At 49.2% G+C, this 26,220-nt stretch carries 26 protein-coding genes and 5 pseudogenes; 21 read left to right on the top strand and 10 right to left on the bottom strand.

The annotated features are described in order from the left end of the window. Positions 1-63: 63 nt before the first annotated feature. On the top strand, positions 64-978 hold the full coding sequence (locus KHX94_RS02145) for a siroheme synthase (protein WP_213682197.1): 915 nt from the start codon (positions 64-66) through the stop codon (positions 976-978). 73 nt (positions 979-1,051) lie between these two features. Here the strand turns inward: KHX94_RS02145 and KHX94_RS02140 are convergent, their stop codons facing one another. From KHX94_RS02140 to KHX94_RS02130, 3 genes are all read right to left on the bottom strand, one after another. Beyond that, positions 1,052-2,497, bottom strand: a complete 1,446-nt coding sequence (locus tag KHX94_RS02140; RefSeq protein WP_213682196.1) for a carbon starvation CstA family protein — start codon at positions 2,495-2,497, stop codon at positions 1,052-1,054. 208 nt (positions 2,498-2,705) lie between these two features. Next, positions 2,706-3,416 (bottom strand): two-component system response regulator BtsR, encoded by a 711-nt coding sequence (gene btsR, locus KHX94_RS02135; protein ID WP_213682195.1) that lies wholly within the window; start codon positions 3,414-3,416, stop codon positions 2,706-2,708. 2 nt (positions 3,417-3,418) lie between these two features. Next, positions 3,419-5,086, bottom strand: a complete 1,668-nt coding sequence (locus KHX94_RS02130) for a sensor histidine kinase (RefSeq protein WP_213682194.1) — start codon at positions 5,084-5,086, stop codon at positions 3,419-3,421. A 145-nt stretch (positions 5,087-5,231) separates the two neighbouring features. Here KHX94_RS02130 and KHX94_RS02125 point away from each other — a divergent pair, with 145 nt between their 5' ends. Then, positions 5,232-5,474 carry a YecH family metal-binding protein gene (locus KHX94_RS02125; RefSeq protein ID WP_213682193.1) on the top strand — a complete coding sequence of 81 codons (243 nt, stop codon included), beginning with the start codon at positions 5,232-5,234 and terminating at the stop codon, positions 5,472-5,474. A gap of 8 nt (positions 5,475-5,482) precedes the next feature. On the opposite strand, the pseudogene KHX94_RS02120 reads toward KHX94_RS02125, so the two are convergent. The 5 genes and pseudogenes from KHX94_RS02120 to suhB form a co-directional block, all read right to left on the bottom strand. Continuing rightward, positions 5,483-5,822, bottom strand: a pseudogene (locus KHX94_RS02120) (replication protein RepA). Further along, positions 5,809-6,477, bottom strand: coding sequence for an AAA family ATPase (locus tag KHX94_RS02115; RefSeq protein ID WP_213682192.1), 669 nt, complete (start codon positions 6,475-6,477; stop codon positions 5,809-5,811). Before KHX94_RS02115 ends, KHX94_RS02120 begins: the two are co-directional and overlap by 14 nt. A gap of 70 nt (positions 6,478-6,547) precedes the next feature. Further along, positions 6,548-6,850: a PilZ domain-containing protein gene (locus KHX94_RS02110; RefSeq protein WP_213682191.1), complete on the bottom strand. Its 303-nt coding sequence runs from the start codon at positions 6,848-6,850 to the stop codon at positions 6,548-6,550. A gap of 127 nt (positions 6,851-6,977) precedes the next feature. After that, on the bottom strand, positions 6,978-7,382 hold the full coding sequence (locus KHX94_RS02105) for a phosphate-starvation-inducible protein PsiE (RefSeq protein ID WP_213682190.1): 405 nt from the start codon (positions 7,380-7,382) through the stop codon (positions 6,978-6,980). Positions 7,383-7,559: 177 nt separating this feature from the next. Then, positions 7,560-8,359 (bottom strand): annotated as a pseudogene (gene suhB, locus KHX94_RS02100) (inositol-1-monophosphatase). A gap of 148 nt (positions 8,360-8,507) precedes the next feature. On the opposite strand from suhB, the gene trmJ reads away from it, so the two are divergent. The 11 genes and pseudogenes from trmJ to ndk all read left to right on the top strand — a co-directional run bounded on the left by trmJ (position 8,508) and on the right by ndk (position 16,547). Beyond that, entirely contained in the window at positions 8,508-9,245 is a 738-nt protein-coding gene (gene trmJ, locus KHX94_RS02095; protein ID WP_213683298.1) for a tRNA (cytosine(32)/uridine(32)-2'-O)-methyltransferase TrmJ, read from the top strand. Between the two features lie 13 nt (positions 9,246-9,258). Beyond that, a complete protein-coding gene (gene cysE / locus KHX94_RS02090) occupies positions 9,259-10,080 on the top strand; it encodes a serine O-acetyltransferase (protein WP_213682189.1) in 822 nt (273 codons plus the stop codon). 192 nt (positions 10,081-10,272) lie between these two features. Then, the gene (gene iscR / locus KHX94_RS02085) at positions 10,273-10,737 is read left to right on the top strand and encodes a Fe-S cluster assembly transcriptional regulator IscR (protein WP_213682188.1); all 465 of its coding nucleotides are present in this window, start codon (positions 10,273-10,275) and stop codon (positions 10,735-10,737) included. An 83-nt stretch (positions 10,738-10,820) separates the two neighbouring features. After that, positions 10,821-12,034, top strand: a pseudogene (locus tag KHX94_RS02080) (IscS subfamily cysteine desulfurase). A 35-nt stretch (positions 12,035-12,069) separates the two neighbouring features. After that, positions 12,070-12,453: a Fe-S cluster assembly scaffold IscU gene (gene iscU / locus KHX94_RS02075; protein ID WP_133038681.1), complete on the top strand. Its 384-nt coding sequence runs from the start codon at positions 12,070-12,072 to the stop codon at positions 12,451-12,453. Between the two features lie 14 nt (positions 12,454-12,467). Continuing rightward, entirely contained in the window at positions 12,468-12,794 is a 327-nt protein-coding gene (gene iscA, locus KHX94_RS02070; RefSeq protein ID WP_244859286.1) for an iron-sulfur cluster assembly protein IscA, read from the top strand. 24 nt (positions 12,795-12,818) lie between these two features. Beyond that, positions 12,819-13,343 (top strand): co-chaperone HscB, encoded by a 525-nt coding sequence (hscB, locus tag KHX94_RS02065; RefSeq protein ID WP_213682187.1) that lies wholly within the window; start codon positions 12,819-12,821, stop codon positions 13,341-13,343. Positions 13,344-13,426: 83 nt separating this feature from the next. After that, positions 13,427-15,284 (top strand): annotated as a pseudogene (hscA, locus tag KHX94_RS02060) (Fe-S protein assembly chaperone HscA). An 8-nt stretch (positions 15,285-15,292) separates the two neighbouring features. Then, on the top strand, positions 15,293-15,628 hold the full coding sequence (gene fdx / locus KHX94_RS02055; RefSeq protein ID WP_212596032.1) for an ISC system 2Fe-2S type ferredoxin: 336 nt from the start codon (positions 15,293-15,295) through the stop codon (positions 15,626-15,628). Between the two features lie 108 nt (positions 15,629-15,736). Then, a complete protein-coding gene (iscX, locus tag KHX94_RS02050; RefSeq protein ID WP_213682186.1) occupies positions 15,737-15,934 on the top strand; it encodes a Fe-S cluster assembly protein IscX in 198 nt (65 codons plus the stop codon). Positions 15,935-16,115: 181 nt separating this feature from the next. Continuing rightward, positions 16,116-16,547 carry a nucleoside-diphosphate kinase gene (ndk, locus tag KHX94_RS02045; RefSeq protein WP_133038686.1) on the top strand — a complete coding sequence of 144 codons (432 nt, stop codon included), beginning with the start codon at positions 16,116-16,118 and terminating at the stop codon, positions 16,545-16,547. Positions 16,548-16,620: 73 nt separating this feature from the next. On the opposite strand, the gene KHX94_RS02040 is transcribed toward ndk, so the two are convergent. After that, the gene (locus KHX94_RS02040) at positions 16,621-16,959 is read right to left on the bottom strand and encodes a TraR/DksA family transcriptional regulator (protein ID WP_213682185.1); all 339 of its coding nucleotides are present in this window, start codon (positions 16,957-16,959) and stop codon (positions 16,621-16,623) included. A 138-nt stretch (positions 16,960-17,097) separates the two neighbouring features. Further along, positions 17,098-18,030 (bottom strand): tRNA dihydrouridine(16) synthase DusC, encoded by a 933-nt coding sequence (dusC, locus tag KHX94_RS02035; RefSeq protein WP_213683296.1) that lies wholly within the window; start codon positions 18,028-18,030, stop codon positions 17,098-17,100. A gap of 168 nt (positions 18,031-18,198) precedes the next feature. Here dusC and KHX94_RS02030 point away from each other — a divergent pair, with 168 nt between their 5' ends. The 8 genes and pseudogenes from KHX94_RS02030 to KHX94_RS01995 all read left to right on the top strand — a co-directional run bounded on the left by KHX94_RS02030 (position 18,199) and on the right by KHX94_RS01995 (position 26,089). Beyond that, on the top strand, positions 18,199-18,594 hold the full coding sequence (locus KHX94_RS02030; protein ID WP_213682184.1) for a YbaN family protein: 396 nt from the start codon (positions 18,199-18,201) through the stop codon (positions 18,592-18,594). Between the two features lie 154 nt (positions 18,595-18,748). Next, the gene (gene apt / locus KHX94_RS02025) at positions 18,749-19,300 is read left to right on the top strand and encodes an adenine phosphoribosyltransferase (protein WP_213682183.1); all 552 of its coding nucleotides are present in this window, start codon (positions 18,749-18,751) and stop codon (positions 19,298-19,300) included. Between the two features lie 120 nt (positions 19,301-19,420). Continuing rightward, a pseudogene (dnaX, locus tag KHX94_RS02020) lies at positions 19,421-20,890 on the top strand (DNA polymerase III subunit gamma/tau); the annotation flags it as partial. Positions 20,891-21,107: 217 nt separating this feature from the next. Beyond that, a complete protein-coding gene (locus tag KHX94_RS02015; RefSeq protein WP_213682182.1) occupies positions 21,108-21,887 on the top strand; it encodes a DNA polymerase III subunit gamma/tau C-terminal domain-containing protein in 780 nt (259 codons plus the stop codon). A gap of 207 nt (positions 21,888-22,094) precedes the next feature. Next, entirely contained in the window at positions 22,095-22,424 is a 330-nt protein-coding gene (locus KHX94_RS02010) for a YbaB/EbfC family nucleoid-associated protein (protein ID WP_213682181.1), read from the top strand. Between the two features lie 19 nt (positions 22,425-22,443). After that, on the top strand, positions 22,444-23,043 hold the full coding sequence (recR, locus tag KHX94_RS02005; protein ID WP_213682180.1) for a recombination mediator RecR: 600 nt from the start codon (positions 22,444-22,446) through the stop codon (positions 23,041-23,043). A 183-nt stretch (positions 23,044-23,226) separates the two neighbouring features. Continuing rightward, on the top strand, positions 23,227-25,140 hold the full coding sequence (gene htpG, locus KHX94_RS02000) for a molecular chaperone HtpG (protein ID WP_213682179.1): 1,914 nt from the start codon (positions 23,227-23,229) through the stop codon (positions 25,138-25,140). 103 nt (positions 25,141-25,243) lie between these two features. Then, entirely contained in the window at positions 25,244-26,089 is an 846-nt protein-coding gene (locus tag KHX94_RS01995; protein WP_213682178.1) for a tetratricopeptide repeat protein, read from the top strand. Positions 26,090-26,220 lie beyond the last annotated feature (131 nt).

Here is a 26,220-nt window from a genome sequence, read left to right as displayed (position 1 = left end):
TCCGGTAACCGCTGTTGGTGTTGTGCCGACAGACAATTTCTTGTCAGCTTTGGAACCGGACTGATGCGATATTTCCCGCTATTTGTCGATACTTCGAATCTATCTGTATTGCTGGTGGGTGCCGGCGAAGTCGCTAGTCGAAAATTGGATCTACTCGCGCGTTCTGAAGCCGAGATTCACGTGATTGCCCCGCAAGTGTGCGATGCCATTACAGCTTATGCTGACCGTGGCCGCATTATGCTATCTTGTCGAACCGTTACAGCTGCCGATTTGCAAGAAGCCGATCTCGTCTATATCGCCACAGCCGACCGACAGTTAAATCAGCAGTTGGCCGAATTAGCTCGAGCGGAAGGGGCGATGGTCAATGTGGTTGATGACCCCGACAATTGTGATTTTATCACCCCATCATTGGTGGATCGCGGCCAACTGGTGGTAGCCATAAGTACCAATGGTGCGGCGCCAGTGTTTGCGAAAGATATTCGTGGCAAGCTTGAAGCCTTGCTCCCCTCATCATTAGCACCATTGATGGATTTTATTGCCGATAAACGCGCAGAGGTGCAGCAACAATTACCCAATGCCCACCAGCGTCGACGTTTCTGGGAGCGTTTTCTGCAGACGAATGGCGAACGTTTTGATGGCCTCACCCGCACCCGTTATCAGCAGTGTTTTACTGACGCAGAAAGTGCTGGCGAATTGCTATTATTACAACAAGATGTAGCACCGCAGCTATTACCCATCGCAGTGATCCCTTGGTTGCAACGGGTGGATATGGTGGTCATGGATGAGATGGTAGCGCCTGCACAACTGGAGTTGCTGCGACGCGATGCGACTCGGGTTTATAGTCCGCTGGCCGACAGTGATTTGTTGAGCAATTGGGAGCTAGGGCAGTGGCTATTGCGAATTACTGATGCAACCGAAATTCAGCGTTTGAAAGCGGCTTTCCCGTTTGCTAAACATTTGCAGCCAGGCGCTATTTGATTGCTCTTCTAGTAAATAAAAAACCAGTCCCGAAAGACTGGTTTTGGTTTTCATGTTGCGTTTTTATTTATTATTAAACTTCTTCGGCTTCAGTTGCCGCCAGTTCCTGCGCCTTGCCTTTACCAATGTAGATCACCAGTCCGGTGATTAACACTGTCATGATAGTCCCGGCAATGGTGGAAACTGTCATTGGCAGCCCAGCGCCTAGGGTGTTGGAGTTCAGCAGGAAACTGATCACTACGTCGGTCATGAACATGGCTGGAATGGTACAGATCCAGTGCAGTTTGTTGTGACGGAGCAGATACGCTGAGGCTGTCCATAACATCATCACGGCGGTAGCTTGGTTAGCCACACCGAAGTAGCGCCAGATAACCCCAAAGTCGACCTGAGTCAGAATGGCACCCAATATGAACAGTGGGATAGCCAGTACTAGACGTTTGGAGATCTTGGTCTGTGGCATACCGAAGTATTCGGCCAGGATCAGACGTGCTGCGCGGAATGCTGTGTCACCAGAGGTGATAGGCAGAATAATAACGCCCAGTACCGCCAGGAAACCACCAACAGCGCCCAACAGCCCGGTAGATGCACCATACACAACGTTGGCAGGGTTGCCTGCCATGGCATCGCTCAGCCCCTGAACGCCATCAAAGAATGACAGGGCGATAGCACACCAAATCAACGCAATAATACCTTCACCAATCATGGCACCGTAGAACACAAAACGGCCGTTGGATTCGTTTTCAACACAGCGTGCCATCAGTGGTGACTGAGTTGCGTGGAAACCAGATACCGCACCACAAGCGATGGTGATGAACAGTGCCGGCCACAGTGGCGCGTCTTTCGGGTTCAGGTTTTGCAGGAAGTCGCCAGGACCGAAACCGGCTAGCAGTGTGTGCTGGTCAGAGACAATAATCGCAATTGTCAGACCTACGGACATGAACATCAGTAGGGCACCAAAGAAGGGATACAGGCGACCAATGATCTTGTCAATCGGGACGATGGTGGCGATCAGGTAGTACACGAAAATGACGCCAACGAACATGCTGACGCTCCAGCCAGTCAGTTTACCTAACAGGCCAGCAGGAGCAGAGATGAACACAACGCCTACCAGCAGCAACAGTACCAGTGCGAAAATGTTCATGAAGTTTTTGGCGTTTTTACCGAGATATTTGCCCGCCAAGTTGGGTACAGACTGGCCGTTGTTACGGACAGACAACATACCGGAGAAGTAGTCGTGTACCGCACCTGCGAAAATACAGCCGATAACAATCCACAACATAGCCGCTGGGCCGTATAGTGCCCCCAAGATAGGACCAAAGATTGGACCCACACCAGCGATGTTAAGCAGCTGGATCAGGTAAACTTTGCCTTTTGACATTGGGACATAATCAACACCGTCATTTTGGGCATAAGCCGGGGTTTGGCGCTGTTTGTTAATGCCAAATACCTTCTCCACGAAGGTACCGTATATAAAGTAGCCGCCGATCAGCAGACCGACGCACAGTAGGAACCACAACATAGGTTTGTCTCCCCCAATTAGAATCGTAGCAAGTGTAAACAATTGCGTAACAACGCCAAGTTGAGTTTGAGTCAGCGGTCAAAAGCGATGGTTGAGCGGTTACTGATACAGATGAGCGGTTTGGGTGGTAGCTTAACGGTCAGATAATCCAACTTAGCGGTTGAAAATCCGTGTCAGGGGTTTAGGGATACATACCGAGGTTACGCCGTTACTGGAAACCAAATGCTTGTTTCAATGGTTTAAGGAAACGCCTAGAAACTGGGACTTTGGCACCACTGTGCGTGGTCACTTCGGCGCCAGCTTCTAATACTTCTATCTCAGCAATTGCTGATGGCGCAACCAGATACTGCCGATGACAGCGTAACAGCGGAGTTTTCTCTTCCAGCACTTTCAGTGTGAGTTCGGTATGTACTTTCTCCTTTGCTGTGGCTACGTGGATACCGCCAAGGTCACTGAACACGTATTCAACATCCTTGACCGCGATAATTTTTAGGCGGTTTGCGCTGAAACAGGGCAGATGTTCCAGATATTGTGGTAACAGCACATCCAGTGCTCTAGGGCGTAAATCCCGCCGCACTTTTTCCAGCGTCTGCTTGAGGCGTTTTTCGTCGAGCGGCTTAAGCAGGTAATCAAAAGCATGATTATCAAAGGCACGCACAGCAAACTCATCGTAGGCGGTCACAAACACCACTCGCGGCATCTCTTCTGGGTTCAGCATGGCGATCAGTTCCATACCGCTTATCCGCGGCATCTGAATATCCAGAAACAACAGATCTGGCTTATGCTTGCTGATAGCCTGCATCGCCTCTAGGGCATTGCTGCATTGGCCGACGATTTCCAGATCGCCAGCCTGAAGTAGCAAATCAGCCAGTTCTTGTCTGGCATAGGGCTCATCATCCACAATCAAGCAGCTAATCATGTTCAAACCTTGTTAGGTAAACGGATTTTAACTTTGGTAAATACTTCGGGTTCATATTCAACGGTTACCCCGTATTCCTCACCGTATAGGTTTTGGATACGTTTGTGCACTAGATTCATTCCTAAGCCATCAGAATCTGTTCTGGGTTGGTATAAGCCCGCATTGTCAGTAACTTCCAGTATAAGATCTTGTTCTTGTTGTATCGCCTTGACCTCAATAATTCCGGTTTCCATCATGTGCGAAGTGCCATGTTTTACGGCGTTTTCAATAATTGGCTGTAAGGTAAAAGCTGGAACCTGCACGGAATACAGTGCTTGCGGAATATCGATGCTGACATTGAGCTTGTCGATAAAGCGCGCTTTTTCGATAGTCAGGTAAGATTCGATATGTTCCAGCTCATCGCCCAGGCTGACCATGCCGGTGGTTCGTTTGAGGTTGATCCGCAAAAATTGACTGAGTTGCTGCAATAACTGCCGGGCTTTATCAGGGTTACGCCGAATTATGGCACTGATGGTATTCAGTGCATTGAATAGAAAGTGCGGATTTACTTGTGCTTGCAGCAGCTTGAGTTCCGCCTGGGTCAGCAGGTTCTGCTGTTGTTCAAAACGGCCATAGAGGATCTGGTTCGACAACAAGCGGGCGATCCCTTCTCCCAACGTACGGTTGATGTTGAGAAACAGTTTGTTTTTTTGCTCGTACAACTTGATGGTGCCAATAACCTCATTGTCGCTGCGTAGTGGGATCACCAAACTTGAACCCAACTTACAATTCGGGGAGATAGAACAGGAGTAGGGGAACTCCACTCCGTCAGCAAACATCACTTTGTTTTGATGAATCGCATCCATGGTGATTTGTGACGATATCGGCGTGCCGGGCAAATGATGATCGGCACCGATACCGATAAAGGCCATGAGTTTTTCCCGGTCGGTGATGGCTACGGCACCAACATTGGTTTCTTCGATGACAATCTGTGCTACTTGGGTGCTGGTTGTTTCATTGAACCCTTTACTCAGCAAGCCCACACTGCGTTCGGCAATTTTTAACGCTTTAGTGGAAAAAGTGGATGACAGCTTGTCGAACATTGTCTTTTGGTCTCGCACCATACTCATAAATGATGCCGCGCCCAGCGAGTTGACAATCAACATTGGCGGCGCAATCTGCCGTACCAGATCCAAGGCTTCTTCAAAAGGATTGGCAATCATCAGAATAATACACATCTGCATCATTTCGGCATAAAAGGTCACTAAGCCCACCAACATGGGATTAAATACCAGTTCGCTTTTCCCATGTCGCCGCAGATACAAGTTGATCATGCCCGCGCTCAGGCCTTCCATGGTGGTTGACACCGCACAGGCAATATCGGTAAAGCCACCAAGCGTATAGCGATGCAGCCCTCCTGTGAGTCCTACCAAAAATCCGGTGGCGGGGCCACCTAACAGCCCGCCCAGCACCGCTCCCATTGCGCGAGTGTTGGCAATAGCGCCGTGGGTTTGTTCGCCGAAGTAAGTGGCCATGACGCAGAAAGCTGAAAAAACTAGATAGATAAATATCTTATGAGGTAAACGCGTAGAGTTTTCAGTAAATAACTTAAACAACGGCGTCTTGCTGGTGAGGTAGACAATTACCAAATACAGACACATCTGTTGCGTCAAGGCGAGGATCAGTGACATTGCAAACCTGCTAAGTTAACGGACTTGGCGATTTTCCCATATTGCGGAGGGGAATTATATATTGCCAGCGTTATTGCGCTAAATCAGTGAAACCAGCATAAAACCAATATAAGCTATATTTTTAATGCGTTTTATGGAGTAAATAATGAGTGACTCAGTTCATGGTCATGAAGTGCTGCAACTGTTGCTGGAATATCCTCAAGGATTAAGTAAAAGCGAGTTGCTGTTACAGATGTCACAGCGTTTTGGGGCCAATGCTCGTTTCCATACCTGTAGTGCCAGTGATATGGACGCCGAAGCATTGATCCACTTTCTGGCACTGAAAGGTAAATTTATTGATCGCAGCCAAGGCATTACCACGGATGCCAGCCTGATCTGCAATCATTGAATAAATTGTCACTGCTCGGATGATGGCGGCAGATCCTGCACTTGGGTCAAGAGTGCCTGCTGTTCGTCGTCCGACAGATCGCAATAATAGTGGATGAACATCCTGAGCAGCCGGGATTTGGCTATTCCGGTGGATTGGGCGACGTCATCAAGTTGCCGAATACTGGCTTCACTGAGGCTAAAAGTGGCATGGCGAAAGGTATGTGAGGCGGATTTTTTGCCGAGCACCTTGCTGCAAACGGCTGGGTTTGCCCGCAGCATAATTGGTAGCATCTTCGATAAAATCTTCGATAGACACATGTTTAGGTTTCTGTTTTTGTTGCTTACGTTTTAAATCAGTTAAGCTCATAAGAGTTTTCCGGCGGAATGGCCAGCAGTTCATCCGCAATTGCGCGGATCTCTTCCGCTGCTTTGCCATCCGGCTCTAATTCGATGACCGACGAGCCTTTTTCCTCACTGTCGTCGTATATGTTGCGACTAAAAGTTACCGCATTGAGCACCCGCAGTCCGAAAGAGGTCACCACCTCCTTTGCCTCAAGAATACGTTTGCCCTGAGTGGGCAGTGCTGGGCATTGTGTCAGCACGATAGTCGCGACCATTTTGGGATTGACCATTTTACAGGTACTCAGCATGTCTTCCATATGGGGCAGCGTTTTTAAATCGCGACGTTTGGGCCGCAGCGGGATCACGACATAGGTTGCTACCGACATCGCCGCCCGCATCGCTAGATTGTCTTGCCCACCGCAATCGACGATCACGTAATCAAAACGTTCATCAAGGCTCAGCAGGTCGTTACGTATTTTGCCATATAGCTGAATGCAGTTAATCGCGGGCAGTGAGGTATCGTTATTACGGGCTTGGATCCAATCAGATGTGGTTCTTTGTGGGTCACAATCGACCATCAACACGTTGGCGTTGAACTTCTGGGTAATGTGTACCGCAAGATTTTGCGCAAGGCAGCTTTTGCCGCTGCCACCTTTTTCGCCGCCAACAAGCAGTATCATAGATTTTCTCCCAGAGCATTAGATACTTAGTCGCTAAAGTATAGAACAGTCGGTAAAAATCGTACGCTGACTAAAATAATTGCAGCGCGATGCGGTAGCCGGTTTGGCTCTCAGTACAACGACATACTTGCCCTTTGACTATGTTCTGGGCATCGCTACCACTGTTAAAGGTCACCTCAAGCAAGGTGCCAGTGATAAATGGTTGACGGTATTCAAGTAGTAGACCTTTGCGAGATAAATCAATGCAGATAGCTGTGTCGCTATGCGGTTTTTCTTCTTTGTCCTGCCAGTTAATGCGGATCTCTTCTGCTTCGAGATCAACCCTTAGCGATGCTCGCCTTTCTTTAAAGCTTTCAACGTTATCATCACCCATAATTGGTTCCCATCATCTCGTCAAATGACTCAGCTCGTTAAACATAGCACAGAACAGATTTTCACCAACTACCTAATAGATAAACATTAGTAAGATCAAAAAGCCCGGCAAGTGACCGGGCTGAATGTTAGTTATCGTAATCCTGATTCTTCGGATAAGGCATTTTGATTTGCCCCCAGCGGATCACCACAACCGTGCTCGCCAGTACCAGTGTTGACAGCGACACGGCTAGCACCCGCCAGTCTTCCATCGCTTTCATATCCAATATCAGATACCGTGCCAGTGCGACAATCGCGATATAGAGCGGCATTCGCACGGGTAATTTACCCGATTCGGCATAATTGGCTACCATCGCCAGCACTTCCAAATAGATAAAGAGTAACAGCAGATCCGCCAGCTCCACTGAGCGCATATCAATCAGGTGAAAGACTTCTTGACCAATCGCCACTATGGTAGCAAAGGCAATTAATATCAGTACCAAATGCTCGACGGCCTTTAGACTTCTGGAGCCATACTTCCGATATAATTCCATGAAAACTCCAACAAAAGATAATGGGGTTATTATCGACAAAAGCGGTGTCGCTGGGCATGGAAAAGTGCGTGATGTGTCTCACAAATTTTCATATGGTTAAATATTTGTAATGCTAATGGGGGCAACGGCAAATAAAAAAACCGCCAAGCGGCGGTTTTTCTGGTCATCAACCATCGCTTACTTGAGGGCTTCGCTCAGCAGTGGTCGGAAACTTTTTACCAACAATGAGGTGGTTTTTGGGCCACCAGCAACAACATGGCCAGAGGTCAGGTATTTGTAGCCACCAGAAAGATCGGTAACGGTACCACCCGCTTCACGCACAATCAGATCGCCTGCGGCAATATCCCAAGGTTTGAGACCAATTTCAAAAAGGCATCAACGCGACCAGCCGCTACATAACACAGATCCAGTGCTGCTGAACCTGCACGGCGGATGTCGGCACAAATGGTGAAGGTTTCTGCAAACAGCTTCAGATAAGTTTCGGTATGTTGGCGTGCTTTAAATGGGAAGCCGGTTGCCACTAGGCTATGGCTTAAATCAACAGGGTTGTTAACACGTAGGCGGAAGTCGTTCAGCTTGGCACCTTGGCCGCGAACTGCCGTAAACAGTTCATCACGTATTGGGTCATAAACCACGGCAACTTCGGTTTTGCCTTTGTGTTGCAATGCGATGGATACTGAGAAATGGGGCAGGCCTTTAACAAAGTTATTGGTGCCATCCAGCGGGTCTACAATCCACATGTAATCTTGATTCTCACCGCGGTTTTCGCCGTTTTCTTCACCAATAATAGTATGATCTGGATAAGACTTACGGATCTGATAAACAATCGCCGCTTCGGCTTCTTTATCGATATTAGACACAAAATCATTCAGACCTTTGGCGTCGACCTGAACCCGGTCTAACTCAGAAAAACCACGCATAATAACTTGGCCTGCGGCACGTGCGGCGCGCACACCAATAGTGAGCATCGGATGCATTGCAATCCCCTGGATGTAAAAGAACGAAAAATAACCGCGGCATTATACCCTGCCTAATTAAGATGGCAACTGCCGATTTTTCTGTCTTAAAAAATTGGTGGGTATGGTAATATCCGCCACCTGTTTTTTTGATTCGACAGTTATCTTCATGCTCAGCAATATTCGTGTGGTGTTGGTGGGGACCACGCATCCGGGAAATATCGGATCCGTCGCCAGGGCCATGAAAACTATGGGATTATCTTCCCTTTATCTGGTGGATCCTCAGGTAGAGCCAGACGGACAGTCCATCGCTTTGGCGGCCGGGGCGTCTGATATTCTTAAAACGTTAGTTAAAGTGGATACTCTGGATGAGGCTATCCACGACTGTGGCCTAGTTGTTGCGACTAGCGCTCGTAGCCGCACTTTAGAATGGCCGGTGTTGGAGCCTCGGGAAGCCGCTGAAAAACTGGCGCTGCAAAGCCAACATGGCTCGGTTGCTATGGTGTTTGGCCGTGAACGCAATGGGTTGAGTAATGAAGAATTGCAAAAATGTAATTATCATCTGTTCATTCCGGCCAATCCAGAATACAGCTCGTTGAATCTGGCGCAGGCGGTACAAATTGTGTGTTATGAAACGCGTATGGCACATTTGCAGCAAGTGCAGCCCCAAACAGCCGAGCCTATGGAATACCCGTCTGCTGAAGATCATGAGCGTTTTTATGAACATCTGCAGCGCACATTGCAGAAAACCGGATTTATCATCAAAAATCATCCCGGGCAGGTGATGCAAAAACTGCGGCGGTTGTTTACTAAGGCGCAAATCGAAACTCAGGAACTCAACATTTTACGTGGGATCCTGACCTCGATTGAAAAGAAAATAGTCGATAAACCAGGCAATAAAGAGTAGCCGAGGAACACAAATGGGTGTGATATCAAGAATTAGAGAGGATATTCAGTCCATCTATCATCGGGATCCTGCCGCGCGTAGTGCGCTGGAAATCCTGCTCAATTACCCAGGCATGCATGCCATTTGGATGCATCGTGTCAGTCACAAGTTGTGGATGGCTAAATTTTATTTTCTGGCACGTTGCTTATCCACGTTTGCGCGGTGGGCTACCGGGGTGGAAATTCATCCAGGGGCGGTGATTGGCCGCCGTTTCTTTATTGACCATGGAATGGGCGTGGTGATTGGTGAAACGGCCGAAATTGGTGATGATTGCACGCTTTATCATGGTGTTACATTAGGTGGAACCACTTGGAAAGCGGGGAAACGCCATCCAACATTGGGCAACAATGTGGTTATCGGTGCCGGCGCTAAGGTGCTTGGGCCTATCACCATGCACGATGGTGCGCGGGTGGGGTCAAACTCTGTTGTGGTCAAAGATGTACCGAAAGATACCACAGTGGTTGGTATTCCTGGTCGAGCTGTGACCGTTGCCACTGTGCAGTCGAAAGAGAAGAGCGAACGTCGCAATGCCATGGCGAAGAAGTATGGATTCGATGCTTATGCGGTATCCCCCGATAATCCAGATCCGGTCGCTAACGCGATTGGTCAGATGCTGGATCATATGCATTTGATGGACTCCAAAGTTGCGGAACTATGCCAAGCCATTCAGGGCATGGGCGGCGCGGTCTGTACCGAAAGATTGCCACAACTGGATGTTGGGGATTTTTGCGAAGCAGAACTTGCCGCCGCAGAGAAGCGCCAGCAAGCACTTGATGCTTTTGACCCAGAAATCTGACTTTTATAGCTAAATGTGAACTCACAGCATTGAATCCTGGCGGCTAAAAATGTTAAATATCCGACCAAGCCGTCAGGGTATTCGTCAAGAAATTGGGCCATCATCCTAGCGTTAAAGTTGGATTTATAGTTGACTAAAATACTAGGGTATGATGAAATCCAGACATCTCCAATCAAGAGCTGTGGTGTATTAATGAAACTGACATCTAAAGGTCGTTACGCGGTCACTGCAATGCTGGATGTTGCCATCCACTCGGCTCAGGGACCTGTACCTCTCGCAGATATCTCTGAGCGGCAGGGCATTTCTTTATCTTACCTTGAACAACTTTTTGCCAAACTGAGAAAACAGGGGCTGGTAGCCAGTGTTCGCGGCCCAGGTGGTGGTTATCGTCTTGGACGGGAAGCTACCGATATTTCAGTGGGTATGGTAGTCAATGCCGTAGATGAATCGGTAGATGCTACTCGCTGCCAAGGGCAGTCTAACTGCCAAAGTGGCACCCGTTGTTTGACTCATTCTCTTTGGGGAGATTTGAGTAAACAGATTTCTGATTTTTTAAATGGTATCAGTCTTGCGGCGTTGATGCAGAAACGCGATGTGCAGTATATCTCCGTTAAGCAGGATCAGATGCATCAGGAACAACAGAGGATCAGTGCCTAAGGCCAACTCTGTGTAAACCATAAATAATGATAATTGTACGTTGTATGTAGCCTCAACAGAGACTGCGCAGTACGGAGTGTGTAATGAAGCTTCCTATTTATTTGGATTATGCCGCAACAACCCCAGTTGACCCTCGGGTTGCTACAAAAATGGCACAGTACATGACTATGGACGGCGTATTCGGTAACCCCGCATCCCGTTCTCACCGTTACGGTTGGCAGGCTGAAGAGGCGGTAGACATCGCCCGTAATCAGGTTGCGGATCTGATTAATGCCGATCCCCGTGAAATTGTATTTACCTCTGGTGCAACTGAGTCTGACAATCTGGCACTTAAAGGTGTGGCCTATTTTTACCAGAAAAAAGGCAAACACATTATTACCAGCAAGACCGAGCACAAAGCCATATTGGATACTTGCCGTCATCTCGAACGTGACGGTTTTGAGGTCACTTACCTCGATCCTGACAGCAACGGCCTGATCCCCCTGGAACGTATTGAAGCCGCGATGCGGGATGACACCATTCTGGTCAGCATCATGTACGTTAATAACGAAATTGGTGTGGTGCAGGACATTGATGCTATCGGTGAACTGTGTCGCAGCAAAGGCATTGTGTTTCACGTTGATGCTGCCCAAGGTGCAGGTAAACTGCCTCTGGATGTGCAGCAGACCAAGGTTGACCTGATCTCCATCTCCGGCCACAAAATGTATGGTCCTAAAGGGATTGGTGCCCTGTATGTTCGGCGTAAACCACGTATCCGTCTGGAAGCCCAGATGCACGGTGGTGGTCATGAACGCGGCATGCGTAGCGGTACCTTGCCTACACATCAGATTGTTGGCTTGGGTGAAGCGGCGGCGATTGCTAAAGCAGAAATGGAATCTGATAACCAACGTATCCGTTATCTGCGTGACAAGCTGTGGAATGGCATTAAAGATATCGAAGAAACTTATGTCAATGGTGATATGGAACACCGCTTCTGTGGCAGCCTGAATGTCAGCTTTGCTTATGTTGAAGGTGAATCACTGATGATGGCGCTGAAAGACCTGGCGGTATCTTCTGGTTCTGCTTGTACCTCTGCCAGTCTGGAACCCAGCTATGTGCTGCGGGCGCTAGGACTGAACGATGAAATGGCACACAGCTCAATCCGCTTCACCATCGGCCGTTACACCACAGAAGAAGAGATTGATTACGCGATAGAAACTATCAAGAGTTCTATCGGCAAGCTGAGGAGATGTCTCCTTTGTGGGAGATGTTCAAGGATGGGGTAGACCTCAATCAGGTGAAGTGGGCAGCCCACTAATTTTCCCAGCAGACAGATGAATTTGGAGCGGTAATATGGCTTACAGTGAAAAAGTAATTGACCACTACGAAAACCCTCGCAACGTTGGTACGTTCGATAAGAATGATCCTTCCGTTGTGACCGGGATGGTCGGGGCTCCTGCATGCGGCGATGTGATGAAGCTGCAGCTGAAGATCAATGACAACGGCATTATTGAAGATGCCAAGTTCAAAACTTATGGCTGTGGTAGCGCGATTGCCTCTAGCTCGCTGGTCACCGAATGGGTGAAAGGCAAGTCTGTAGAGGAAGCCGCCGCAATCAAGAATACTGACATTGCTGAAGAGCTGGCATTACCTCCGGTGAAGATCCACTGTTCAATCCTGGCAGAAGACGCCATCAAGGCGGCGTTGGAAGAATACAAATCCAAGCAACAGAAGTAATGCCGGGAGTTGACATGGCTGCAATATCAATGACGCCTGCAGCGGCGGATAGAGTACGTACTTTTCTGCAAAACCGTGGAAAAGGGGTTGGCCTGCGTTTGGGCTTAAAGACCTCCGGCTGCAGTGGTATGGCTTATGTCTTGGAATTCGTTGATGAGCTTAACGAAGACGATGAGGTATTTGAGATCGATGGCGTCAACATTATTGTTGATGCCAAAAGTCTGATTTACCTGCAGGGGATTGAGCTGGATTTTGTCAAGGAAGGTCTTAACGAAGGTTTTAAGTTCAATAACCCAAATGCCAAAGGGGAGTGTGGTTGTGGCGAGAGCTTTACTGTTTAAGCAGACCGCAACCGTAGTACGCTGATGAACTATTTTGAGCTGTTTGAAATCCCTCAACGTTTTGATATTGATGTTGCTGAGTTAGCGAATCGTTATCGGGAACTGCAAAAGGCGGTACACCCAGATAAATTCGCTAACGCCGGTGAGCAACAGAAACTGTTAGCAATATCGAAAACGGCCCAAGTCAATGATGCCTATCAGACACTGAAGGATCCTATCCGTCGTGCTGAGCATATGCTATTGCTGCGTGGCATCGATATTGATAATGAATCCACCACCATGAAAGACAGCAGCTTTTTGATGCAGCAGTTGGAGTGGCGCGAAGCATTGGCAGAACTGCGTGGCAGTGACAATATTGAAGCGGATATTGCGGCATTGGAAACTGAATTCAAACAGTACCGGCAACAGCTACAGGAAAACCTGCGTCAACAATTGGCAGATGAACAGACAACAGCAGCAATTTTAGCTGCTGATCAGGTCAGAAAACTTAAATTCATGGCAAAATTGCAAGATGAGTTGACGCGCATTCAGGACGCTTTATACGACTAAGTCCATTGCGAGTTTTCTGGCGTGAAGCACAATGAATTGGCTCAATCTGATTGGGCCAATTTTTTAACCTAGAATGGAACATTATGGCACTTTTGCAGATTGCTGAACCCGGCCAGATGGCCGCTCCTCATCAACACAAGCTGGCCGCTGGTATTGACCTGGGAACCACGAATTCGCTGGTGGCGTCAGTGCGCAGTGGTCAGGCAACCACATTACCTGATGAAGTCGGCCGACACGCGCTGCCATCGGTGGTGCATTATGGCGCTGACGGCCTGACGGTTGGCGAGCAAGCCCTGACTAATTCTGCGCTAGATCCTGAAAATACCATTGTTTCGGTCAAGCGTTTTATGGGACGTTCACTAGCCGATGTGCAGCAAGGCGAGCAGCGTTTCCCTATCATTTTGAAGCCAGCGACAATGGCTTACCGGTATTTGTGACCAGCGCCGGTAAAGTTAATCCGATTCAGGTGTCAGCAGAGATTTTGCGGCCCTTAATCGCGCGGGCAGAGGCAACCTTAGGTGGCGAGCTAGAAGGGGTGGTGATTACCGTCCCAGCCTATTTTGATGATGCTCAACGCCAAGGGACCAAAGACGCTGCCAGTTTGTTGGGCGTCAAAGTATTACGGCTGTTAAATGAACCGACAGCCGCGGCAATCGCTTATGGTTTAGATTCTGGTCAGGAAGGCGTTATCGCTGTTTACGATCTCGGTGGTGGCACCTTTGACATCTCCATCCTGCGACTGAATCGGGGCGTATTTGAAGTGCTGGCAACCGGTGGTGACTCGCGTTTAGGCGGCGATGATTTTGATCATTTGCTAGCAGAAGCACTGCGGCAACGGTTGGGGCTCACCGAACTTAATCGGCAACAGGAACGCCAGTTGCTGATGGAAGCCCGGCGTGTGAAAGAAGCGCTGAGTCAGGCTGATAGCGTAACGGCGACATTAACCGTTGAGGCTCAGCCGTTACAGTGTGATATCTCGCGCAGCGAGTTTGATGCGCTTATTTTGTCATTGGTTCGTAAAACCATCAGTAGTTGCCGTAAAGCATTACGCGATGCTGGGGTTGATGCCAGTGATGTTCTCGAAACCGTCATGGTCGGCGGCTCGACTCGCGTGCCATTGGTGCGTGAACAGGTTGGTGACTTTTTGGTAAGCCGCCACTGACCAGCATTGATCCCGACCGAGTGGTTGCTATCGGCGCTGCTATTCAGGCGGATATTTTAGTCGGCAATAAACCCGATTCCGAACTGTTGTTACTGGATGTGATCCCGTTGTCACTGGGGATTGAAACCATGGGCGGCTTGGTTGAAAAAGTTGTGCCGCGCAATACGACTATTCCCGTTGCCAGAGCGCAGGAATTTACCACCTTCAAAGATGGCCAAACCGCGATGGCGATTCATGTGGTACAGGGCGAACGTGAACTGGTGGCCGATTGCCGCTCACTTGCCCGGTTTACGCTTAAAGGTATTCCGCCAATGGCGGCAGGGGCCGCGCATATTCGGGTGACATTCCAGGTTGATGCCGACGGCTTATTGAGTGTGACTGCAATGGAGAAGTCCACTGGCATCCAGTCCAGTATTCAGGTGAAACCCTCATTCGGGCTTTCTGAGAATGAGATTGCTGGCATGATCAAAGATTCCATGACCTATGCCAAGGCGGATATTGAACTGCGCATGCTTACCGAGCAACGGGTGGAGGCGGCGCGGGTGATTGAGTCATTAAACTCAGCGTTGCAGCAAGACGGTGACTTATTGACCGCCGCCGAGCGAGCCGTGATTGACAGTACCATTGCGGCACTGGATAGCGCTGCTGTCGGCGACGATGCTGATGCGATTAAATCCGCCATTGAAAAAGTGGATGCTGCCACCCAGGACTTTGCTGCCAGAAGGATGGATAATTCAATTAAGACCGCACTGAAAGGTCAGTCGGTTGACAAGATATAGGTGAAATCATGCCTCAGATAGTGTTTTTGCCCAACGAGGAGCTATGCCCCGATGGTGCGGTAGTAGAAGCCAAGACCGGAGAATCAATCCTGGATGCGGCTTTACGCAATGGTATCCAGATAGAACATGCCTGCGAGAAGTCCTGCGCTTGTACTACTTGCCATGTGATTGTGCGGGAAGGCTTCAATAACTTGGAACCGAGCGATGATCTGGAAGACGATATGCTGGATAAAGCTTGGGGGCTCGAACCGGAAAGCCGCTTGTCCTGTCAGGCAAAGGTAGCCGACGAAGATTTGGTGGTAGAAATTCCCAAATATACAGTGAATCAGGTCAGCGAAGGCTGATAACGATAAAGCCGGTCACTGACCGGCTTTATTTTCGCAATGATAAACAACGATATAGTCCAGTTAACGCTACACTATCAATAGCGAATGGACAACTTAGGAGAACCTATGTCTTTGAAATGGGTTGACTCGTTGGATGTGGCGCTGGAACTGCTCGAGGCCTATCCAGAGGTAGAGCCACAAAATGTACGGTTTACCGACCTGTATGAATGGATCTTAGCGCTGGAAGATTTTGACGATGATCCACAGCGGTGTAATGAGCAGATCCTTGAAGCCATTCTGCAATGTTGGATGGATGAGAAGTAAATAGCCGGCGTCAACAAAGGATGGTTTTTGCCATCCTTTGCGATTTTTAACCTTTAGTCAGGGTAAACCTGGTTGCCATCTCGCATAATCCTTGCGGTTTGTGAGATTGGATTAGGATTTGTCACAGTTATTGCGTATAATCCGCGCGAATTTTGAAACTCGCTGATTAAGGATCCTAGTCATGGCGATTGAACGTACTTTTTCTATCATCAAGCCCGATGCCGTTGCCAAAAACCACATTGGTGCTATCTATAACCGTTTCGAAAGCGCTGGTCTGAAAATCGTCGCTGCCAAGATGGTACATCTGACCAAAGAACAGGCTGAAGGTTTCTACGCTGAACACAGCGAACGTCCTTTCTTTGGCGCACTGGTAAGCTTTATGACTTCTGGTCCTATCATGGTTCAGGTACTGGAAGGCGAAAATGCAGTAGCTGCAAACCGTGAAATCATGGGCGCTACTAACCCAGCGCAGGCTGCTCGCGGTACGCTGCGTGCTGATTATGCTGACAGCATCGATGAAAATGCCGTTCACGGTTCAGATGCACTGGCATCTGCTGAACGTGAAATCGCTTATTTCTTTGCCGCTGACGAAATCTGCCCACGTACTCGTTAATTGCTACGTTAGCTAAATAAAAGGCGCCTTTGGGCGCCTTTTTGGTTGTTGGGGAACGTCATGACCATGTGGGTTAATGACTCAGTCGCAATTCCTGACGATGCTCATGGGCATATTGCTCCGAGCAGCGCTGGCATCGCTGTTCTGTTGGATCCTTAGCCAAGCGTTCTGCTTCTATCTCATTTTCACAATCGGCACATAAGCCATAAAGCCCGAGATCTAACTGACACTGTGCCGCATCTAATCGATTGAGCCTATTGTACAGCGGATGATGACACAACTCGGCATCCACCATGGCATCAATGATCTTGCTTACAGGCCAATCTGCCCAGTCAGCGTTAAGCTCTGTGATTGCGACTCTGAGATCCATCTCAATTGCAGACAATCGTTGTCTGATCAGGGAACCACTCACTCTATACCGCCTTTTGCTTGCTTATGAGCCTATTAGTCTAATTGGCAATGGTTGGTCAACTATGATGCGGATCAAATCCGCTTGAGATTTCCCGTGATGTCGGTCAAAAGCAAGGTTTACAACAACAAAGAGTGGTGTTCAGGCGGCGTTTGCTAACACGGCAACGACAGCATCAGTGGTTTTGTGTAGCCGCAGTTCGCGAAATAGCGTGTCTGCTTGGTCGTACTGCCGATTCAGATAACTGAACCATTGTTTGATTCGACCGGGAAAATAATCGTTGCGGGGTTGGCACTGTTGTTGGCGGGTATATTCCATCAGCAGCGCCAGCGTTTGCTGCCAGCTATAGGGCGCATCATTATTTTTGATGTGTGCCGCCAAATTGGGCATGGTGATGGCTCCGCGTCCCACCATGATGCTGTCACACCCCGTTTGTGACATACAGCGTACCGCATCTTCGCGGTTCCAGATCTCACCGTTGGCGATGACAGGGATTGGTAACCGCTGGCGGATCTCGGCGATGTATTCCCAGTAGGCGGGTGGGCGGTAGCCATCCACTTTACTCCGGGCATGGACGGCTAATTCAGTGGCACCAGCTTCATAAATTGCCAGGGCATTTTCCATGAACAGGCTCTTGTCTTCATAACCCAGGCGGATTTTGGCGGTGACCGGGTATTTTTCAGGGACGGCTTGGCGCATGGCCTGCACTATACAATGGATTTGTTCCGGGTATTGCAGTAATACCGCGCCGCCTTTACTACGGTTGACCATTTTCGCGGGGCAACCAAAGTTGGCATCAACACCGTGCGAGCCGAGCTGGATAGCGCGAATAGCATTCTCGGCCATCCAGTCGGGTTCCTGCCCCAGTAGCTGAACCCTCACAGGGGTGCCGCTTTGGGTAAACCCGGCATTATTCAGCTCTGGGCACATCCGCAAAAAGACTTTCTCTGGTAATAATTGATCCACCACGCGGATAAACTCTGTCACCATCAAATCGTAGGGATTAATGGCGGACAACAGTTCCCGCATCATATGATCGACCACCCCTTCCATCGGGGCCAGAATGACTCTCACGTTGGCTTGTTCCACAACACAGATAAAGGCGCGCATTTTACCTGATTGTGGCGGCTTTCTGAAAGGGTTTCCGTATGTGGTGGATTGGCACTTCGCCACGATTCTTTGCTATGGCGCGGAGGGTTGTTAAGATAGCAACCAAATGAGAATTATTGTTATTGCAAGCCTATGATAAAACGCAGTGTATTACTGGGATTAGGGATTGTCAGCCTGCTGTTAGGAATGGCTGGAATTGTGTTACCGCTGCTGCCAACTGTGCCTTTTGTGCTGTTGGCGGGGTTTTGTTTCGCCCGTTCCAGCCCGGCACTGCACCATTGGCTACACCAACATCCGTGGTTTGCTCAAGCATTGAACGATTGGCATCAACAGCGAGGGTTGCGTTTGCCGTTAAAACGTCGGGCGTTGCTGATGACTCTCGCCAGTTTTAGCTTGAGTATCTGGTTAGTATCTTGGGGGTGGTTGAAACTGCTTTTGGCAATTATCTGTATGATACTGATAATTTTTTTATGGCGACTCCCGGTTATTCCCGCGACTGAAAAAGCCACGGCCTATCGCGCTGAATAAGTGATATTGCGATGCGACACACAATCGGATAATCGCTGTTGCAACTGACAACAAAGGGGCTTAAGCTTTAGCCGGATTTAGAAACGCGGTCCACCTTGGTGTGGACTTTTTGTTGTATGAGCCGGTATATTCCGGGAAATTAAGTACTGAAACTATGGCTATTAACCCCGACAGCTTAGCGCTGATTAAGCAAAGCATTAAAACTATTCCTGACTACCCGAAAGCCGGAATTCTGTTTCGCGATGTGACCAGTCTACTGGAAGATCCAATTGCCTATCAGACCACTATCCGTGCCTTTGTTGAACACTACAAAGACTTTGGTTTTACCAAAGTAGTCGGCACCGAAGCCCGCGGTTTTCTGTTTGGGGCGCCATTAGCGCTGGAATTAGGTGTGGGTTTTGTCCCTGTGCGTAAACCTGGCAAATTGCCTCGCGCCACCATTTCTGAAACCTATGAATTGGAATATGGCCACGATACGCTGGAAATGCACGTTGATGCGATTGTGCCTGAAGACAAGGTGCTGGTGGTTGATGATCTGCTCGCAACCGGTGGCACTATTGAAGCCACAGTAAAACTGATCCGCCGTCTTGGTGGTGAAGTCAGCCATGCGGCGTTTGTGATTTCCTTGCCGGATATTGGTGGTGAAAATCGCTTACAGTCACAAGGGTTAGAAGTATTGAAACTGTGTGAATTTGCAGGAGAATAATCTCTTTTGTTCCCGGTCCCGGATCGCCCGGGTAGCATGTCAGATTGGCACATGTTATTGTTTGGCGATCCGTGGAGCTTGCTCCCGTAAAATGAATGTAAAGCTATTCTGGGGAGTTACATGTCCTATCAGGTATTAGCCCGAAAGTGGCGACCTGCCAGTTTTGAACAGGTGGTTGGGCAGTCTCATGTACTGCACGCACTGACCAACGCCTTAAGCCAGCAACGTCTGCATCACGCCTATCTGTTTACCGGTACTCGCGGCGTGGGGAAAACCAGTCTGGCGCGCCTGTTTGCCAAGGGGCTTAACTGCGAACAGGGAATTACCGCAACTCCCTGCGGAAAATGCAGCGCCTGTCAGGAAATCGCCCAGGGGCGGTTTGTTGATCTGATTGAAGTGGATGCCGCGTCCCGCACCAAAGTGGATGACACCCGAGAGCTGCTGGACAATGTGCAATATCGTCCAACCCGTGGCCGTTTTAAAGTTTATCTGATTGACGAAGTGCACATGCTGTCACGCAGCAGTTTTAACGCACTGCTCAAAACCTTGGAAGAACCGCCAGAACATGTGAAGTTTTTGCTGGCGACGACCGATCCGCAAAAATTGCCAGTCACTGTGTTATCGCGTTGTCTGCAATTCAATCTGAAGAGTCTGACCCAAGACGAAATTGCCAAACAGTTACAACATATTGTCACTGAAGAAGCCTTACCGTTTGAACCATCGGCACTGGCATTGCTAGCCAAAGCTGCCAATGGCAGTATGCGTGATGCGTTAAGCCTGACCGATCAGGCGATTGCTTTTGGTGCCGGGCAGATCAAACTGCAACAAGTGCAGACCATGCTGGGCGCAATTGATGAGCGGCAGGTGATTTCTCTGCTACAGGCACTGGTTCAAGCCGATATCGCCCCCTTGTTACAGGAAGCTGACCGTATTTTGGCCTTTGGGGCCGATGCCAATGAAGTTCTGCGCAGCTTATTGGAACTGTTGCACCAGATCACGCTGACACAGTTCGCTCCTGCGGCGGCACAACTGTCATTATATGCCACTCAAATTCAGGAATTTGCTGAGCAGCTTGCTGCTGAGCAGGTTCAACTTTATTACCAGCTATTGTTACAAGGGCGCAAGGATCTGCCGTTTGCGCCAGATCCTAAGTCTGGCTTGGAGATGGCGTTGTTACGGGCGGTTGCTTTTGTCCCTGAAACGCCACCAAAGCGCTGGCAAAGCACGGCTACTCATGCCGATAAACCCGTGTTAACGGCGGCGGAAATGACACCCGTACAAGCGGTGCCAGCATTACCTCAATCAGCCGATAACCTCAATGCTAACCCTTCCATCGACACTTCTGTAGCGGTCAACGCTGAACCGAGTCCGGTGGCAGCGCATATGCCGCGTGAGCCAGTTGATGACGACGAGGATACGGCATGCGTTGCCGAACAAACGCTGATTTTGTCTCAGGCAGAAAGCTTGGGGCATCAGTATCCGTCAGCGGAACTGGCGGAGGAAACCGCAACTGAGGATGAGGCAGAAGCCGAAGTGCCCTTTCGGGACGAGCTGACCAGCGATATGTTTGCTGCCGAGCCCCATCCGCAAGCAACTGAATGGGTTGATGAACCGCAAACAACGGCTGCGACAGCACTGTTTGGCGATGAGTTGCTCGAGCAGGTTTTAGCCACCAGAGAGCAATTGCTACAGGACATCGATGCGCTGGCAGCTGATGATGAACCCGTCAATATGCCAGAGCGTCATAGCGACGCTGCCTCAAAAAAACGCTGAAATCCCGCTAAAAGACCGTCCTTCAAAGAATTCAGTGGCTGCCGAGATAGCCGCCACCGCCATCGTTGCGCCTAGTGAGGCGGAGGACTTGCCTGATGAGCCACTGTCTAATGAGTCATTACTTGATGAACCACCGCTTGATGAGTCAGTAGCAGACTTTTCATTACCAGATGCTTCATTGCCTGATGCCTCATTACCTGATGATAGCTCAGCGCTCTCGTTCTATAGCGAAAGCGAATGGGCCGCACAGCCGTCTGATGAGCAAGCAATGTCGGCCTTTGAGTTAGCAAAGCTAGCGGAGCCGCCAACCCCTGAGGCCGCATTAGCTGCAACGCCTGTTACCGCAAATATTGCAGCGGCAGCGCCAAGCGGCTCCCCAACGCCCACAGTGGTTTCGCATGCCGCCGTCACCATGACGGACACTGCTGACACTTCTGCACAGGTTTCGCCCGCAACTATGAGCATCAAACCGCCTGAAGGTAACCCGGCGGATTTAGGTTGGTATAAGCTGATATCTTCATTGCCCATCCGCGGTCGTGTTCGGCAACTGGCGGCTAATGCTGTATGTTTGTCATTGGGTGAGCAGTGTCTGTTGTTACTCAAACCCGATCAGAAACATCTGGCTGCCGCAGCGGCCATTGACCAATTACAGCAAGCCTTGCAGGACGCCTTACAGCACCCGATAACGGTGGCATTCAATGTCGGCAATGACGCTGCGCGTGAGACACCGCAAGAGATCCGCCAGCGTTTTAAAAAGAGTTATTGGCTCATGCCGAAGAGAAATTACTGGCCGATGACAAGGTGCGTTGGTTAACGCAGCATATGGGCGCAAGGTTGGAACCTGACTCCTTGAGTTACAACCCTGAACAACTGGCGCAAAAAACGGCACTTATTCCAGATGGGCAACTACCGCAGTGATGCAACTCGGTTTGTGTCAAGCTATGGATTGCCAAGCACGATTATTTGGGTAAGATCAGCGAACTTTAACCTGTCACTCACTGTTAATTGAAGAGATAACGTTATGTTTGGAAAAGGTGGAATGGGCAACCTGATGAAGCAGGCCCAGATGATGCAAGAACGTATGGCCAAAGTGCAGGAAGAGATTGCTCGCATGGAAGTCACCGGTGAGTCAGGTGCTGGCCTGGTGAAAGTGACCATGACGGGTAACCACAACGTGCGTAAGGTAGAAATTGATCCCGGTCTGCTAGAAGACGATAAAGAGATGCTGGAAGATCTCATCGCTGCCGCCTGTAATGATGCGGCTCGGCGCGTAGAAGAAAACCAAAAAGAGAAAATGGCACAAGTGACCGGCGGTATGCAGCTACCTCCTGGCATGAAACTACCATTCTGAGCCCAATGGCGGATTAACAATGAAATTCAGTCCATTGGTGGATGAGCTTATCCAGTCATTGCGTTGCCTACCAGGTGTTGGCCCTAAGTCGGCACAGCGGATGGCGTTTCAGTTGCTGGAGCGAGAGCGTAAATCTGGTTTGCAACTGGCGGAAGCCCTAGATAAAGCAATGAAAGAGGTCGGTCATTGTCAGTCCTGTCGCACCTTTACCGAAGAGTCATTGTGTCCGATTTGTGGCAGTGCCAAACGTGGTCATGCCGATACCATCTGTGTGGTAGAAACCCCGGCTGATGTGTTGGCTATCGAGGCTGGCGGCCATTACAGTGGGCGTTATTTTGTGCTGCTGGGGCATCTATCGCCATTAGATGGCATTGGCCCCGAAGAGTTAGGTCTGGCGCTGCTGGAACAGCACCTCGCCAGCGGTGAAATCAACGAGCTGATCCTGGCGACTAATCCCACGGTTGAAGGCGATGCCACCGCCCATTTCATTGCCGATATTGCCCATCGCTATCAAGTCAATGTCAGCCGGATTGCGCACGGCGTGCCGGTAGGTGGCGAACTGGAGTATGTTGACAGCACCACACTGGCATTGTCGTTTAACGGGCGACTGCCGTTGTAATGTTATTCATCAAGATTTATTAAAAAAGTGGATTGCCAAGGCCCTGCATTGCAGGGCTTTGTTTTTTCAATTGTCGCTTTTTATTGCCTAGCCCTTGAAAAAATATTCATGACCCCCACCTTAACTAACAGTCCAATTTGGTGTGTTTTAACCATTAGTTAGCGATAAACGAAGGAACTATTCATGTCACAACAAGAAACTCTTGGTTTTCAAGCTGAAGTGAAACAGCTTTTGCATTTGATGATCCACTCTTTGTACTCCAACAAAGAGATTTTCTTGCGTGAACTGGTGTCAAACGCCGCAGATGCTGCTGATAAGCTGCGTTATCTGGCGTTGACAGATGATTCACTGTACGAAGGCGATGGCGAACTACGAGTGCGCATCACCACCGATAAAGACAAAGGCACAGTGACCATTGACGATAACGGGATCGGTATGACCCGTGAGAGTGTGGTTGAACATCTGGGCACCATTGCTAAGTCTGGTACCGCAGAGTTCTTCAAAAACCTGTCTGGCGATGCTGCCAAAGACTCGCAGCTTATCGGTCAGTTTGGTGTGGGTTTTTATTCCGCCTTTATCGTGGCCGATAAGGTTACCGTTCGCACTCGTGCGGCGGGTGCCAAACCAGAAGATGCGGTGCAGTGGGAATCTAACGGTGAAGGCAGCTTTACCGTTGAAAACATTGTTAAACAAAACCGTGGCACCGAAATTACCCTTTATCTGCGTGAAGATGAAAAAGAGTTTGCCGATGATTGGCGTCTGAAATCCATCATCACCAAATACTCAGATCATATCTCTATCCCGGTCGAAATGTGGCAAGAAGGTACCGCTGAGCACGATGGCCCAGATGGCGAGAAAATTGAGGCCACTGAAGGTCACTGGCAGGTGATGAATAAAGCCACCGCACTGTGGAACCGCAACAAATCCGATATCACCGACGAAGAGTATCAAGAGTTTTACAAACATATTTCCCATGATTTTAGTGAACCACTGCTGTGGAGCCATAATCGGGTGGAAGGCAAACAGGAATACACCAGTCTGTTGTATATCCCCGCCAAAGCGCCTTGGGATTTATGGAATCGTGACTACAAACACGGTCTGAAACTGTTTGTACAGCGGGTATTCATCATGGATGATGCTGAACAGTTTATGCCGTCTTACCTGCGTTTCGTAAAAGGCTTGATCGATTCTAACGATTTACCGCTGAACGTTTCCCGCGAAATTTTGCAGGACAACAAAGTCACTCAGGCACTGCGTAGTGCGCTGACCAAACGTGTGCTCAGTATGCTGGAAAAACTGGTGCAGGATGATGCCGAAAAATATCAGCAGTTTTGGACTGAGTTCGGCCAAGTGTTGAAAGAAGGCCCAGCCGAAGACTGGAGCAATAAAGAACGTATTGCGGGCCTGCTGCGCTTTGCTTCGACCCACAATGACAATGCTACGCAAGATGTGTCGTTGGATGCCTACATTGAGCGTATGAAAGAAGGGCAGCAACACATTTACTATATCGTGGCTGACAGCTACGAAGCCGCCGCCCACAGCCCACATCTGGAGCAATTGCGTAAGAAAGGCGTAGAAGTACTGCTGTTGTCTGACCGTATTGACGAGTGGTTGATCAATCATCTCAATGAATATAAAGGTAAACAGCTGCATTCTGTGACCCGGGGCGATCTGGAACTGGGTGAGCTGGAAGACGCTGAAGAAAAAGCTGAAAAGGAAAAGTTAGCAACTGAGTCTGAAAGTCTGGTAAAACGTATCAAGGATGCCTTGGGTGACAAGGTGACGGAAGTGCGCATTACCACTCGTCTAACCGATACACCTGCTTGTGTAGTGGTTGGCGAAGGTGAAATGTCGACCCAGATGATCAAACTGATGCAGGCCGCCGGTCAACCTGTGCCGGAAGTAAAACCGATTTTTGAAATCAACCCGGCGCATCCTTTGGTCAAACGTCTGAATGACGAGCAGGACGAAAACCTTTTTGCCGATTGGAGCAATCTATTGCTGCAACAATCAATGCTGTCGGAAAAAGGCAGTTTGTCAGATCCTTCCGCTTTCGTTGGTTTGGTCAACAAGATGCTGTTGGACAGCTTGAAATAATCTGGTAGAAAAGGGCCAATAGGCCCTTTTCTTATTTTATTCGGGCTTTAAAACACAACGATTTTATGAATGAATGCCTGTAACAACGATTACAGGCACAACGATGGAAACCACTATGGAACTTACCCGCGACAACATTCAGCAAGTGGTGGAACTTTCCAACCAGCAATTAGTTGCTCTGGTGTTTTGGGCAGCGCAGATGCCGGAAAGCAAGACATTGCTGCAGACGATGGAACAACTCGCAGCGGCTTTTCCTGGTCAATTGCAGTTGGCATCGGTTAACTGTGAAACACAGTTAGAGTTAGCTTCTTATTTCCAAATCCGTAGTCTGCCGACCACGTTATTGCTGAGCCAAGGACAGCCTATTGATGGCTTTGCTGGCGTACAGAGTCGAGAGCAGATCCAGGCGATGCTACAAAAACATCTGCCAGCAGCTTGGGAATTGAAGTTAAATGACGCCAAGGCATTATTGCAGCAAGGTGATGCCACCGCAGCATTGCCATTACTGAAAGACGCTTATGCGGAAGAGGCCACTGCGGCTGTGGCGTTGCCCTATGCGGAAGCCTGTTTGACGAGCGGCGATCTGGCAATGGCTAAGACGCTGTTGGCTACGATTAAACTGGCAGATCAAGACGGTTATTACAGCTCATTGATGTCACAACTGGACCTAGCCGAGAAAGCCGCCGACACTCCTGAAATCCGCGCACTTCAGCAAGCGCTAGAGGCGTCACCAGCGGATGTGGAAGTATTACAAAAGCTGGCCACGGCACTGCATCTAGCACATCGGGATGAAGAGGCTTTAGCGTTGTTATTTACGCCGCTGTCGCATGATTTGAATATTGGTGATGGGGCAGTAAAGCAACAGTTGCTGACCTTGTTATCAGCGTTGGGGCAGGGAAATGCGCTGGCCGGTCAATATCGGCGTAAGTTATACAGTCTGCTGTACTAGCTGATAATATTGGCAAATTCTTCCGTTGTGACCATAAATTAGCTGGAGAATTTGCCAACTTTCGCTGACACCACCTACGGCGAAGGTCGAAACCAAAAACCTTCTCAACAGTGCGCATTTATGCGAAGATC

Source organism: Shewanella dokdonensis, assembly GCF_018394335.1.
Taxonomy (GTDB): domain Bacteria; phylum Pseudomonadota; class Gammaproteobacteria; order Enterobacterales; family Shewanellaceae; genus Shewanella; species Shewanella dokdonensis.
This window is presented reverse-complemented; position numbering and strand designations above follow the sequence as displayed.

Bases quoted from the DNA above. Each gene is read 5' to 3' on its own strand.
- iscA (WP_244859286.1), top strand. From the start codon at position 12,468: ATGGCTGCAATATCAATGACGCCTGCAGCGGCGGATAGAGTACGTACT.
- hscB (WP_213682187.1), top strand. From the start codon at position 12,819: ATGAACTATTTTGAGCTGTTTGAAATCCCTCAACGTTTTGATATTGAT.
- btsR (WP_213682195.1), bottom strand. From the start codon at position 3,416: ATGATTAGCTGCTTGATTGTGGATGATGAGCCCTATGCCAGACAAGAA.
- KHX94_RS02125 (WP_213682193.1), top strand. From the start codon at position 5,232: ATGAGTGACTCAGTTCATGGTCATGAAGTGCTGCAACTGTTGCTGGAA.
- recR (WP_213682180.1), top strand. From the start codon at position 22,444: ATGAAATTCAGTCCATTGGTGGATGAGCTTATCCAGTCATTGCGTTGC.
- KHX94_RS02115 (WP_213682192.1), bottom strand. From the start codon at position 6,477: ATGATACTGCTTGTTGGCGGCGAAAAAGGTGGCAGCGGCAAAAGCTGC.
- trmJ (WP_213683298.1), top strand. From the start codon at position 8,508: ATGCTCAGCAATATTCGTGTGGTGTTGGTGGGGACCACGCATCCGGGA.
- KHX94_RS02110 (WP_213682191.1), bottom strand. From the start codon at position 6,850: ATGGGTGATGATAACGTTGAAAGCTTTAAAGAAAGGCGAGCATCGCTA.
- apt (WP_213682183.1), top strand. From the start codon at position 18,749: ATGGCTATTAACCCCGACAGCTTAGCGCTGATTAAGCAAAGCATTAAA.
- iscU (WP_133038681.1), top strand. From the start codon at position 12,070: ATGGCTTACAGTGAAAAAGTAATTGACCACTACGAAAACCCTCGCAAC.
- htpG (WP_213682179.1), top strand. From the start codon at position 23,227: ATGTCACAACAAGAAACTCTTGGTTTTCAAGCTGAAGTGAAACAGCTT.
- iscX (WP_213682186.1), top strand. From the start codon at position 15,737: ATGTCTTTGAAATGGGTTGACTCGTTGGATGTGGCGCTGGAACTGCTC.
- fdx (WP_212596032.1), top strand. From the start codon at position 15,293: ATGCCTCAGATAGTGTTTTTGCCCAACGAGGAGCTATGCCCCGATGGT.
- KHX94_RS02030 (WP_213682184.1), top strand. From the start codon at position 18,199: ATGATAAAACGCAGTGTATTACTGGGATTAGGGATTGTCAGCCTGCTG.
- ndk (WP_133038686.1), top strand. From the start codon at position 16,116: ATGGCGATTGAACGTACTTTTTCTATCATCAAGCCCGATGCCGTTGCC.
- cysE (WP_213682189.1), top strand. From the start codon at position 9,259: ATGGGTGTGATATCAAGAATTAGAGAGGATATTCAGTCCATCTATCAT.
- KHX94_RS02145 (WP_213682197.1), top strand. From the start codon at position 64: ATGCGATATTTCCCGCTATTTGTCGATACTTCGAATCTATCTGTATTG.
- KHX94_RS02140 (WP_213682196.1), bottom strand. From the start codon at position 2,497: ATGTTGTGGTTCCTACTGTGCGTCGGTCTGCTGATCGGCGGCTACTTT.
- iscR (WP_213682188.1), top strand. From the start codon at position 10,273: ATGAAACTGACATCTAAAGGTCGTTACGCGGTCACTGCAATGCTGGAT.
- KHX94_RS02130 (WP_213682194.1), bottom strand. From the start codon at position 5,086: ATGTCACTGATCCTCGCCTTGACGCAACAGATGTGTCTGTATTTGGTA.
- KHX94_RS02105 (WP_213682190.1), bottom strand. From the start codon at position 7,382: ATGGAATTATATCGGAAGTATGGCTCCAGAAGTCTAAAGGCCGTCGAG.
- KHX94_RS02010 (WP_213682181.1), top strand. From the start codon at position 22,095: ATGTTTGGAAAAGGTGGAATGGGCAACCTGATGAAGCAGGCCCAGATG.
- KHX94_RS01995 (WP_213682178.1), top strand. From the start codon at position 25,244: ATGGAAACCACTATGGAACTTACCCGCGACAACATTCAGCAAGTGGTG.